At 36.4% G+C, this 12,926-nt stretch carries 8 protein-coding genes; 5 read left to right on the forward strand and 3 right to left on the reverse strand.

Annotation, left to right across the window (positions count from 1 at the left end; translation table 11 throughout):
- Positions 1–15: 15 nt before the first annotated feature.
- The 4 genes from GTH24_RS03710 (at position 16) to yjiA (ending at position 6,280) form a co-directional block, all read left to right on the forward strand.
- A complete protein-coding gene (locus GTH24_RS03710; protein WP_164525963.1) occupies positions 16–2,523 on the forward strand; it encodes an energy transducer TonB family protein in 2,508 nt (835 codons plus the stop codon).
- Between the two features lie 336 nt (positions 2,524–2,859).
- On the forward strand, positions 2,860–5,010 hold the full coding sequence (locus tag GTH24_RS03715) for a carbon starvation CstA family protein (protein ID WP_072069360.1): 2,151 nt from the start codon (positions 2,860–2,862) through the stop codon (positions 5,008–5,010).
- A gap of 60 nt (positions 5,011–5,070) precedes the next feature.
- Positions 5,071–5,277, forward strand: coding sequence for a YbdD/YjiX family protein (locus tag GTH24_RS03720; protein WP_004245057.1), 207 nt, complete (start codon positions 5,071–5,073; stop codon positions 5,275–5,277).
- 22 nt (positions 5,278–5,299) lie between these two features.
- Positions 5,300–6,280: a GTPase gene (yjiA, locus tag GTH24_RS03725; protein WP_072069359.1), complete on the forward strand. Its 981-nt coding sequence runs from the start codon at positions 5,300–5,302 to the stop codon at positions 6,278–6,280.
- Positions 6,281–6,465: 185 nt separating this feature from the next.
- Here yjiA and GTH24_RS03730 read toward each other — a convergent pair whose 3' ends face one another.
- From GTH24_RS03730 to pepT, 3 genes are all read right to left on the reverse strand, one after another.
- Positions 6,466–7,788 carry a serine dehydratase subunit alpha family protein gene (locus GTH24_RS03730; protein WP_164525964.1) on the reverse strand — a complete coding sequence of 441 codons (1,323 nt, stop codon included), beginning with the start codon at positions 7,786–7,788 and terminating at the stop codon, positions 6,466–6,468.
- A gap of 668 nt (positions 7,789–8,456) precedes the next feature.
- Positions 8,457–9,824: a C4-dicarboxylate transporter DcuC gene (dcuC, locus tag GTH24_RS03735; RefSeq protein ID WP_164525965.1), complete on the reverse strand. Its 1,368-nt coding sequence runs from the start codon at positions 9,822–9,824 to the stop codon at positions 8,457–8,459.
- A complete protein-coding gene (pepT, locus tag GTH24_RS03740; RefSeq protein ID WP_072069356.1) occupies positions 9,821–11,074 on the reverse strand; it encodes a peptidase T in 1,254 nt (417 codons plus the stop codon). Before pepT ends, dcuC begins: the two co-directional genes overlap by 4 nt.
- Before the next feature lie 442 nt (positions 11,075–11,516).
- Here pepT and GTH24_RS03745 point away from each other — a divergent pair, with 442 nt between their 5' ends.
- Positions 11,517–12,764: a hypothetical protein gene (locus GTH24_RS03745; RefSeq protein WP_164525966.1), complete on the forward strand. Its 1,248-nt coding sequence runs from the start codon at positions 11,517–11,519 to the stop codon at positions 12,762–12,764.
- Positions 12,765–12,926 lie beyond the last annotated feature (162 nt).

Raw genomic sequence — 12,926 nt, forward strand, 5'->3', positions numbered from 1 at the left:
TGAGAGAGAATTTATATGAATAAAACAATTAAACCGATCCTCATTATTGTTGGGATTACCACACTTTTATTTCCTTTTTGGTTACCTGCATTATTAGTTTCAATCATTAGCACTATCGATAGCGTTAGTATCAAGATCCTTCCTTCATCAGTTCGTTTCGATGAGCGTAATTTCTTGCTGGGATTATGGTTAGGTTCTGTCATTATGACGATTGTCATGTTATTGCAATCGTGGCGCGCTAAAAATATCTTCTATTTTTTGGGGGGCGTTGTTGTTGTTCTAACGACATTTAGTCTTTCATTTTCAATCATTCCTCATAGTGAATTAGAAGATCGCCGTCGCTTTGTTTTACAAAATATAGAACAGTCGCAGTGGAGTGATTTTCGTTATAGCGTGATTAATGCTGAAGATAACATCATTAAAACGATTGTTGTTAATCAGCCTAAAACGCTGGGGTATCTCAAAGAGCTTGAAAAAAAACGTATCGAATTACCGGGGCTTGTTTATTTAACGGATGATGTAACTTCCGCAATGCAAGCTAAAGAGGCGTATCTGACTCATGCAAAAGGAACACCAGAACAAAAAGAAGCAATTAAAACGCTCTCTTTTTATGGTGATTGGTTGCTGAATCAACCCGAAATTATTACTGCCCAAGCATTATCATCGCTTCTTACAAGTAGTAATGAAAAATTAGCACAATCAGGTATTAACGCTATTACTACTGCACCATTAGTACCTGAAGCATGGCAAACGTTAGCATTAACCTATATCGCTCATACGCCACCCAATATGCAGATAGAAAAAGCAATGGCCGCGTTAATGGTTGCCGATACGCTAAAATATGACAAATTGGGGCATCATAATCCTTCATTACAACCGCTTATTGAAAAAGCGATTTCTGAATTGACAGAAAATCAGCGTCAGATTTATCAAATCCTTCAAGCACGGGTGATAGAAGACCGTCTATATCGACAAAAGAATGCAATTCCTGACGAGGTGGCTAAATTGGCAGAAAAAGTACTGCCTGTCACTTATGCAATAGCGGATAACAATGAAACTTATGTCGAATGGAAATCAATGATGAATGATAGGGAATATCCAGGGATTGTTCTTGTTGATTCACCAAATAAAATACAGAATTGGACGGAAATGCATTACCCATCTATTGGACAATATATTCCTATTGCAGAAACTATTTTATCCGTTGATGTTGATCCGCAAGGACGCGTTTTAGGTCTCTGGGTACAAAAAAGTAGTGGATACAATGTGTTTGATACGAAAGCATTAAGTGATGCTCGTGGCTGGCGTTTTATGCCAACAAAAGAGGGGTATCATCAACGTGTTACCGTTCGTTTTCAAAGCACACGTCTTGGTTGGAATGACTACACCATTAAACAACAACCTACATTAATCACATTGGCAAAAGCTTATGCAAGGCAAAACATTAAAGGTATTTCGAGTGCTGAAAATGCGTTCGTAGCTTTACAAAAGCAAGCACCAGAAAAAGAGTCGAGTAAATCGTCATCGCATTCTACTTATGATCCCTATTCTTCTATTTATTCAAAACGCGCACAACAGCAAGAAGAACGGGCAGTATTACAAAATATTTTAAAAGAGATCCAGACATTACCGAATGGAAAAAATAACCACGAAAGTTGGGATAATAGTCTACGTTTCTTAAACGAAAAATTGGCACTTCATCAAGATAATGAAGATGTTGTAAGAATGGTAGCCCGCTTTGAATTGCAATATTACAATGTGGGAACAAATAATTTATCTCAATCTCCTGATATTTACCCACAAAATAAAGAGTATTGGCAAAACTTGTTATCACAAGCACGTCGCCATTTTGAGCAAGCTATTGCACTAAATCCAAATCGTGAAGATGTTTGGTTAGGTTGGGGGATAACGTGGCTAGATGAAGATCCTGAAATTGCAGCGGGCGCATTTGCGAAAGCAGCACAGCAAAAGTCACAAGAAAGCATTAGTTCTGTCGTGCAAATGCTGGAAATGAGGATGGTGATAAATACTCTTGAAGGTGCTCGTTTAGAACGTTACCAAACTTTGAGAGCAAGGATGGATATTCACTATTTACCTGAAGGTGTTGAAGTTAAGCCTTCAGATGATTATCTCAGTGATGACTTAACGCAGATTCAATTGGCTCAACGTGCGATACCGGCATCAGATCCGAATAGCAAAGTGGTTCGCTTACCTTTAAATACAGACAAAACTGAGCACTCAAACCGTACCTTTAGTGTCGATTTTGCATCAGCAAATATCAAAGGTAGTACTCAGCTATTACCGAAAGTAAATGCTCCAATTACTGCACCTAAAATGGGCGATATGATCCTACAGCTTGATGTTGATCCTCAGGGGGTTCCGACTGTGGTTATGCTAAAAACCAATAGTGGTGATATGAATATTGATAATGCAGTAATTGATGTTGCTTATCAGTGGCGATTTAATGGCTCACCTTCTCGAACAGGTAATGTATTTTTGATATCCGTTCAATTTAGTCAATAATCTTATTTTGTTTAAAAAATGTTATAAAAAAACGTCTTTTTTGTTGATGTTGAGGCGTTTTTTTTATCTTTCTTTATTCTCTAACTTATTGAAAGAAATAAAATTGTTATCTTGATCACAAAAAAAACGTTTTTTGAAAACAGCAAAACCACTTAACTAAGAAAACAGACCGCTTAATTCGGTATACAACCGCTAAGCGATTTAGTCACACCATTCTTGAGTCAAAATTCTTATTATGTAGCTGCGGGCAGTTATCTTTCAGATTCGCTCAAATCATTCTTTGCTGTCCCGCATTACTCTTTGGCTGTTCGGTCTTGCCTGAAAAAAAGGTGTCTCATGAACAAAAATGCATTTTTAAAGCACGTACCTTGGGTGATCCTCGGGATTATCGGTGCTTTTTGTCTTTCAGTGGTTGCACTTCGCCGTGGTGAACATGTTAGTGCGCTATGGATAGTTGTTGCTTCTGTTGCCGTCTACTTAGTTGCTTATCGTTATTACAGTCTGTATATCGCTCAAAAAGTGATGAAACTTGACCCAACGAGAGCGACACCTTCTGTTATTAACAATGATGGTTTGAACTATGTTCCGACCAACCGTTATGTCTTATTTGGTCACCACTTTGCGGCTATCGCTGGTGCAGGTCCTTTAGTTGGTCCTGTTCTTGCTGCTCAAATGGGGTACTTACCCGGTACACTTTGGCTATTAGCTGGGGTAGTGTTGGCGGGTGCAGTACAAGACTTTATGGTGTTATTTATTTCCACACGCCGTAATGGTAACTCACTTGGTGAGATGATAAAGAAAGAGATGGGGCCAATTCCGGGTACTATCGCTTTATTCGGCTGTTTCCTTATCATGATCATCATCCTTGCTGTGCTTGCACTTATTGTTGTTAAAGCATTAGCTGAAAGCCCATGGGGTGTGTTCACTGTTTGTTCAACAGTACCAATTGCCCTATTTATGGGTATTTACATGCGCTATATTCGCCCAGGCCGTGTGGGTGAAGTGTCAGTTATTGGTATTGTTTTACTGATTGCAGCGATTTGGTTTGGTGGTGTTATTGCTCACGACCCATTCTGGGGCCCAGCGTTAACCTTTAAAGACACAACAATTACTTTCGGTCTTATTGGTTATGCTTTTGTGTCTGCATTATTACCAGTATGGTTAATTCTTGCACCACGTGACTATTTAGCAACTTTCCTGAAAATTGGTGTTATCGTTGGTTTAGCTGTGGGTATTGTGATTTTAAACCCTGAACTGAAAATGCCAGCAGTTACTCAATACATCGATGGTACTGGACCATTATGGAAAGGGGCTTTATTCCCATTCTTATTTATCACTATCGCTTGTGGTGCCGTTTCTGGTTTCCATGCTCTAATTGCTTCAGGTACAACACCTAAGCTTATTGCAAATGAAATGGATGCTCGTTTTATTGGTTATGGTGCAATGTTAATGGAATCATTCGTTGCGATCATGGCATTAGTCGCTGCATCTATCATTGAACCAGGTCTGTATTTTGCAATGAATACCCCACCATCAGGTTTAGGTATTACGATGCCGAATCTACATGAATTAGGTGGTGAAAATACAGCTGTTATCATGGGGCAGTTAAAAGAAGTTACCGTACATGCAGCTGCAACAGTCAGTTCATGGGGCTTTGTTATCACTCCAGAAGAAATCTTACAAACAGCGAAAGATATTGGTGAACCTTCTGTATTAAACCGTGCTGGTGGTGCGCCTACTTTAGCGGTTGGTATCGCGATGGTATTCCATAAAATCATTCCTGCTGCGGATATGGGTTTCTGGTATCACTTTGGGATCTTGTTTGAAGCGCTCTTTATTTTAACCGCGTTAGATGCAGGTACACGTTCTGGTCGCTTCATGCTTCAAGACTTATTAGGTAACTTTATTCCTTACTTGAAGAAAACAAATTCGTTCATTCCAGGTGTTATTGGTACAGCGGGTTGTGTAGGCTTATGGGGATATTTGTTATACCAAGGTGTTGTTGACCCATTAGGCGGTGTTAAGAGCTTATGGCCATTATTTGGTATCTCAAACCAAATGTTAGCAGCTGTTGCACTAGTATTAGGTACGGTTATCTTAATTAAGATGAAACGCACTAAATATATTTGGGTAACTGTGGTTCCTGCGGTATGGCTATTAATTTGTACAACATGGGCATTAGGTCTGAAACTTCTCAGCGATGACCCACAAATGGAAGGTTTCTTCTACTTAGCAAATGAATACAAAGCGAAGATCTTAGCGGGTGGTGCTGACTTAACTGCGGCAGAGATTACTAATATGAATCATATTGTAATCAATAACTACACCAATGCGGGCTTAAGTATTCTGTTCTTAGTGGTTGTTTACAGCATCATTTTCTACGGTTTCCGTACGGCAATGAAAGCGCGTAAAAACCCAGAAGAAACAGCACAAGAAACCCCGTATGTGCCTATGCCAAAAGACGTTAAAGTGTCCTCTGGTCACTAATCTTAAGTAAATAGTTTAACCCCGTACTGGTTTAGCTGGTACGGGGTTTAGGAGAAACTTATGTTTGGCAATTTAGGACAAGCTGGAAAATATCTAGGGCAAGCTGCCCGTATGCTGATAGGTATTCCTGATTATGATAACTATGTACAGCATATGAAAGATAACCATCCTGATAAGCCAGTTATGACCTATAACGAGTTTTTCCGTGAACGTCAGGAAGCCCGTTATGGTGGTGGTGATGGTAAAGGCGGTTTTCGCTGTTGCTAATAATCTGTAAAGGAGACACATAATGGAACCTATTGCAGTGACGATATTGACTGGTTTTTTAGGATCAGGAAAAACAACGCTTTTGCGCCATATGCTTAATGAAGAGCATGGTTATAAAATCGCTGTTATTGAAAATGAATTTGGTGAAGTGCCTATTGATGACGAAATTATTGGTGATAGAGCCACTCAAATTAAAACACTTACCAATGGTTGTATTTGTTGTAGTAAATCGAATGAATTAGAAGACACATTATTAGACTTATGTGACAGCCTTGATCGTGGTGAAATTGAATTTGATAGGCTAGTTATTGAATGTACAGGTATGGCTGATCCCGGCCCTATTAGCCAAACATTTTTTTCTCATGAGGTGATCTGTCAACGCTATTTGTTAGATGGGATTATTACTCTTGTTGATAATATTCATGCTCAACAACAACTGGATCAATTTACTATTGCACAATCTCAAATTGGTTATGCTGATCGCATCTTATTAACAAAAACTGATGTTGCACCAGCATCACCCGAATTAATGGCTCGATTAAGACGCATTAATGCAAGAGCGCCCGTTAATACCGTTATTCATGGACAAATCGATTTAGGTTTATTGTTTAATGTAAAAGGTTTTATGTTGAATGATAACCTTGAAGTAAAACAGCCTCTTTTCCGCTTTCAACCAGAAAAACAAGATGATATCCATTCTATTGTACTGAAATTTGATTATCCCGTTGAGCTACAAAAAGTTTCTGATGTAATGGAAAAATTATTATTAAGCTTTGCTGATAATCTTTTACGTTATAAGGGAATATTAAATATTAAAGATCAACCTAATCGCTTGTTATTTCAAGGTGTACAACGCCTTTATAGTGCTGATTGGGATAGAGCATGGCATGAAGGTGAAGTTCGAGAAAGCACATTGGTCTTTATTGGTATTCAATTACCTGAAGATGAGATAAGAGCTAGTTTTGATGCATTAATGCCAAGTACGCAAGAGAATGCACATTAACCCAATACCCTGTAGTGAGTGTTAGAAAGTAGTACGAAGTAAGTAGTAGAAGTAACCGTAGTATAGCCGTAAATAGCAGTAACGAATATTGATAAGCTCCTGACTTGAGGAGGGTCCTGTTCCTAGGATCTTATGTTTCACCCCATAATAATCACTATTATGGGGTGCTTTTTTAATTACTGAAATTAGCCATTAGCGACGGCTTTATATTCCATAATCTCAATAATTTGAATATCGGTATGTTGCATTGCTCGGCTTGCTAATGCACATAAGTTTTCAATCGTTGAGTCAACATCATGTGCCACAATACCGTCATTACCTGTCACAAATGTATTATCAAGAGCCATTAATACAGCTTTATAAGCGGCACTTGCACCGGTTGAAACTTTCATAGCACAGCTATTTGAAGCACCATCACAAATTACACCGCTGATATCACCAATCATGCTACTAATTGCCATAGCTATAGATTCATAACGTTCATCCATTAGCCATGCAATTGCGCCAGCAGCGCCCATTGATGCTGTTGTTGCTGCACATAATGCAGACAGAGCAGGGAATTTATGGTGAATATAAATAGCCAGTAAATGGGAAAGCATTAATGCTCTAGCCATTTTCTCTTCGTCAACTTGTAAGTATTCAGCGACAACGACCACAGGCATAGTGGCAGCAATGCCCTGATTACCTGAGCCAGAATTGCTCATTGCAGGTAATATAGCGCCCCCCATACGTGCATCAGATGCAGCTGATGTACGGATCATTATCTCTGATAATAGATCTTTTGCTAATAGGCCTCGTTGTTGCTGGCGTTGTAAAGTTTGTCCAATATGTAAACCATAACTATTTTTCAAACCTTCTTTTGATAGCGCATCATTTAAATGTGCTGATTCAAGAATAAAAGAAATTTCTTCTACTGGTACCTGAGTAACAAATTGATAAATTTCTTGGGTGTTTGTTTGAGTTAGTGTTTCTTTTATTTCGCAAGGTGATGTAGATTTTTCTGTACCATCACAAGTGTTATCAAGAACGATATCACCATTATGAATGATTTTTACGATATTGGTGTGATTGCCGGCAATAATGACAGTTGCACTGTTTTCACCGTCTTCAACAGTCACTTCACTATAAAGAACTTCTTGGCATGCTTTTTTAATTGAAACATTCACAATGCCAGCAGCTAATAGTGCTTTACTTTGTTCAACGTTATCTGGTGTTGCATTCTTTAATACTTCAAGACCTGCATTACAATCACCCCCAACGGCACCTAAGCTCGCAGCAATGGATAATCCCACCATACCCGTACCGGGTACAGTTACGCCCATACCGTTTTTCATTAAATTGGGAGAAACTTCTGCACTAATGCGGGTAATAGGGTGTTGTAAGTAACTTGCTGCTGTTGCAGCCGCTAATGCAAGCGAAATAGGTTCAGTACAACCTAAAGCGGGTTTAACTTGTTGCTTAACTGCCGCTATCAATATTTTCCAACGAGAAGATAGTTGTTCTTTCATTGCATGCATCCAATAAACAGTATGAGAATTCAAAGGGTTATTCTATTTTTAATACCACAATCATACTGAATTTATTGGAGAAAGTTTTTTCTGAATTTACTAACATTGTACAAATTTTGAGAAAATATTACCCTTTATAGCTTCTATGTTGGTAATTTTTTCCACATAAAATAAAAGCAAACGTTCTGACTCTTTAATGTAATTAATGAGTGCTAAAGAAGGTATATTTTGTATCTAGTGTATAAATTAAGGAGGATAAAAATGAAGTTAAATAAGATAATTTAAAAAATTGACGATAAGATTAAATAAAAAGGCAATAGAACGAATACACAATTCTATTGCTAGTATAATCATCATACTTAATGTGGGCTAACTCAGAATCGTTAAAATAAAAATAATGAATGTTTTCAATATCACATTTTTATTTTAACAAAGCAGATAATAGGCTCATTAAATTTTAGTGTATAAGAATAATGTTTTATTATTTTGTTAATATTTTCATGATGATAGCTTTAATGTTTTTTTTAATAAATAATTAAGTCTATATTTAGAAAAACAGTTAACTAGTTTTTATTTATAGAAATAACAATAAAATATCTTTGTCTATTTTTAATATGTTTATTTTTTGAAAACAACCTGAAGCAACAAATATTGCTTCAGGTTGTTTATTAATAATAGAAGATAGCAATAATAGCACTATGAAATACAAAGCCGACCATAAGCGGGATCGCCGTCCTTTTTACAACATCAAACGGTTGCAATTTAGCACCACTAGATACTGCAATAATAACTCCAGCTACAGGAGACATACCTCGTCCCATATGTGACGCTTGTTGCATTGGTAAAATCATTGCAATTGGGTTGACACCCATGCTATGTGCAATTTGTGGAATAAGTTCAACAAATGCAAGGAAGGGAGCATTACCTGAACCCATAATAATTGCAGCCGCTAATGTCACGATAGCGAAGACCAATGCCATAGCAAATGGTGGCAAGCCTACAGACTCCGCCATCACAATCAGGCTATCTATTGCACCACTGACTTTAATACCATGAGCAAAGACACCCGCTGCGACTAATAACCCCACAACGTTACTAAATGCAGAACCCATACCCTTTAAGAAATGCTGGAAGCCCGCACACACTGATTTAAAATCACGTAAGCGTAATGTTTCAATTAGCATACAAATTGCCATTGAAATCAATGCAATAGTGACTACATCAAGGTGAATGCCTGCAACAAATAGGCTTGATGAACTTACTGCCATAATGATCGGTAACATCGGCAGTAAGGCATAAAAGCCAGGTACGTTTTTATCACTCTTTGTTTCTTCAGACATTTTGCCTAATTGAGGCACAAATCCAGATTTACGGTCGCAATGGCGCTGCCAGAAGATATGTGTAATACCAACAGCGAGCACAGTCGCAATCGCAGCAGGCCCTTGGTAATAAAGTACATATTCAACGACCCCTAAATCGACCGCTTTGGCACCACGAATAGCATCAATAGCCGTTGGGGTGTAAGCCACGCCTAATGAAGTTGCAATTACACCCGCAGCTGATGCTGGAGATAAACCAAGTCCTATCATAATTGGGAACATTGTACCCATTAATAGAACAGCCAATCCAGTTGCTGAAGGAATAGCAAGTTGTAAAATACTCGCGAGTAAAAAAGAGAAAAATAGCAACACATAAGGTGAACGCATATTTTTCAACGGGCGAGTTGCAACCCGTACAACGGCCTCATTAGCGCCAATATGATCCATATAATGTGCGAACCCCATCAGTGCCATGATCATTAAACCAAGATCAGCGGCGCGACTACTAAAGAGATCACGCATTACTTCAAAAGGATCTAACCAGCCAATGCCTGTTGTTTTGACATTTTTAGGAAGAATATCTCCCCAACCAAACATCATGGTCAGCGCCATTAAGGCTAGACCGGCGACTAACAAAACAGGTTCTGCTTTATATCCTTTCAAGATCATCCTAGCGACAATAACAACGACGACTAAGACCGCAAGAATTTGGATCATTCTTTAGCTCCAGGTGCAAAACGTTCTGCTGTGATTTTCACGACGGATTTTAAGACATCACTGGCAGCATAAAGGGATTTAACAGGCAGATATTCATAAATAGAATGAAAATTATGAGCACCAGTAAAGATGTTTGGGCAAGGTAAGCCATTTTGAGAAAGGGCTGCACCATCATAACCACCACGCATTGGGATTGGGCGAGGAGTAATGCCATTTGCTTCATAAGCGGCAACTGCAATATCGATAGGGTAGCGATTATCACCTTGTAGGCTATTAAAGACGTTGGCATAACGGTCAGCGAGTTTACAAGTTACGGAGTCTTCACCCCATAAACCTGCGCAATAATCTGAAAGTTGTTTTAAAAATGCCATACGGTGAGCGTAACCTTTTTCGGTGAAATCACGCACATCCATTTTTAATACAGTACGTGCGCTATTTCCGGCTAATTGTTTTACCCAATAATAACCTTCACGGCCTTCTGTATATTCAGGCGCCTCGCCACCCGGTAACATAGCAACAAATTTATGTGCCATTAATAGTGAGTTCTTTAATTTACCTTTCGCAGACATTGGATGGGCTGAAGCACCAGTAAAGGTAATTTCCACATCCCCTGCATTCCAGTTTTCATACACTAACTCACCAATACCACAGCAATCTAATGTATAGGCAAAATCAGCACCAAATTCTTTAGTATCAAAGGCTTTTGCACCACGTAAACCTTGCTCTTCATCTGGCACAAAACCAATTTTAACCGTACCGTGTTTAACTTCGGGATGTTGTTTAAAGTATTGCAACATATCCATAATTGAAGCAATTGCGGCTTTGTCATCAGCACCTAATAAACTGGTGCCATCCGTCACGATAATATCGTCACCAATATAGTTTTCTAGTTCTGGGAATTCACTTTGGCGTAGATAAATATCAAGTTCTTTGTTTAAGCAGAGGTCACCACCTTTATAAGGTAGGATTTGCGCTTTGGTGTCATTAGTTTGTTCTGCACTGGTATCTAAATGACCAAAGAAAGCAACAGTAGGTACTTCATAATCAAGGTTGGAAGGTAGTGTTGCGGTAACAATGGCAGTATCGCGAATTTTGATATCTTCAACTCCTAAAGCCTTGAGTTCTTCAACCAATTGTAATGCTAGGACTCGCTGACCTTCTGAAGAAGGCATAATACCAGCTGCGCCATTTTCCCTATTTGTGGTGGTGTTAACTTTTGTATAAGAAATAAACCGTTCGACGAGATTCATGACAAGACTCCATTGTGTTTGATTTTTTGTATTCTCTCTATTAAAGCTTAGTTGTCTCATTTATTGGAAAGGACAACATCTACTTGTTGTATCATAAAAAAACCAGCAGGGAATTAGAGGAAAAAAATTATTTTTATAAGAAAAGTTTAATGTTAATTAATATTTAATTTTTGGTTTTTTCTTTATTAAAAAAAATCGTGTTTTGTATAGGTGAGGTTATTTTTATTTACTTAATGACCTCTATCTTTGTGAAGTTAATCGTTAAACTTCATTTAATTCATTATTATTTCTTTATCATAATTAATATGTTTTTTGAAAGATATTAAGTTTTTTTCTTAAAAAAATGCTATTTATTTAAAAAAATAGAAAAGAGAAGTGATAGATGAGGGAAACACTGAGAGTAAAATATTATTTATATATAAATAATATGAGTATTGTGATAATGAATGGTATCAATGAAATTGGTAGAAAATCACCCTCTATTGCTAATAAAATAGTCTCCATAGGCGGGGAAATAAAACTCTCTATTTCTAAAATATCTATCAAGGTGAGGAATGCAATAAATGAATTCATTCATCCTGGTCGCTATGAGAATAAAATTATATTTAATGCAAATAGCTCGTTTTTAAAATCTAAAGATTTAATCATCAGTAATAAAGGAATAAATAATGAAACGATAGAGTTTAATCGTATAGATAATGAGAAAAATATTTTAAAAGAAAGACTGAAAATTTTGAAAGATATTGAACTTCCGAATGGAGATTTGGTTCCGATTGATAAAGTCATTAATGATCTTTATTTATGTAAACAAGATAGTCTATTAAAGAGTAAATTATCATTAATTAATTATATTACAGAGATGCAATTTAAATCATCAATAAAAACTAAAATGGCATTATCAAATCAATCAAATGATAATTTAAATATATCTAATTCAAAAGGTGAATGTGAATATGTAAAAATCGATGGTCATATAAATAAAAAAATAGCTATTATTAATCCGCAATATGATCAGGTTAATGATGACGGTTTGATAAATACTGATTTTAAAAATATTGATAAAAATACGAGTGATAAAATTAATTCTAATGTTAATAAAAATCAAGTTTCTGTTGAAAAAGAAAATTTTAAATCTCATTTAATTGAAATTACAAAAGATATTTCATTACTAGATAGGTTATCAGATGATAATGATAGATATGGATATGTATTTCTCGATAAAGTTTTTAATTATTTGGAAGTTTATAATGAAAATAAGGGAACGAGAGAAACAGATCCTATTAATAAAAAAACTTATTTTAAAAAACTGGCTAATTCAGACTATTTTTTTAAATTAAATAAAAGAATTAATAATATTATTTATTTGCAATTTTTAAAAAAAGAACAAAGCAGCGATAAAAATGGTGTTATAGAAAATATCACCGTTACAGTTAACAATACTTTAAATGAAGATGAAAAGTTACAAGAGGCAGAAGAACAGAAAAAAGTTTTTGCTGAACATGATAAATTAAATGAAAATAATATGTCAATAATAGAAAAGCGGCATAAAGATAAACTTAATTTGATTAATAATGATAATTCATTTGATGAGTTTTTAGCTGAAATAGATGAGCAACTTAGTATAGCTAACGAAAATAAAAATAAAAAACTTACGCCACAAGAGTTATTGGAAATGGTGAAAAAAGAATAGTGTTATTTTATCCTCTTATTAATTTTAACTAACTTTAGATGTATTTTTTATATATGAAATTAAAAATAGAAGGTTTTTATAAATGACAGATAAATGATAGAAGGATACAACGTAATCTATAGAATAGTATAAATATTAATTAATAGGATGATAATGATGTAT

The organism is Proteus vulgaris, from assembly GCF_011045815.1.
Classification (GTDB): Bacteria; Pseudomonadota; Gammaproteobacteria; order Enterobacterales; family Enterobacteriaceae; genus Proteus; species Proteus vulgaris_B.

What these genes read in the sequence shown, in the direction of transcription:
- pepT (WP_072069356.1), bottom strand. Translation starts at nt 11,074, where the DNA reads ATGAATCTCGTCGAACGGTTTATTTCTTATACAAAAGTTAACACCACC.
- GTH24_RS03745 (WP_164525966.1), top strand. Translation starts at nt 11,517, where the DNA reads ATGAATGGTATCAATGAAATTGGTAGAAAATCACCCTCTATTGCTAAT.
- GTH24_RS03710 (WP_164525963.1), top strand. Translation starts at nt 16, where the DNA reads ATGAATAAAACAATTAAACCGATCCTCATTATTGTTGGGATTACCACA.
- GTH24_RS03730 (WP_164525964.1), bottom strand. Translation starts at nt 7,788, where the DNA reads ATGAAAGAACAACTATCTTCTCGTTGGAAAATATTGATAGCGGCAGTT.
- yjiA (WP_072069359.1), top strand. Translation starts at nt 5,300, where the DNA reads ATGGAACCTATTGCAGTGACGATATTGACTGGTTTTTTAGGATCAGGA.
- dcuC (WP_164525965.1), bottom strand. Translation starts at nt 9,824, where the DNA reads ATGATCCAAATTCTTGCGGTCTTAGTCGTCGTTGTTATTGTCGCTAGG.
- GTH24_RS03720 (WP_004245057.1), top strand. Translation starts at nt 5,071, where the DNA reads ATGTTTGGCAATTTAGGACAAGCTGGAAAATATCTAGGGCAAGCTGCC.
- GTH24_RS03715 (WP_072069360.1), top strand. Translation starts at nt 2,860, where the DNA reads ATGAACAAAAATGCATTTTTAAAGCACGTACCTTGGGTGATCCTCGGG.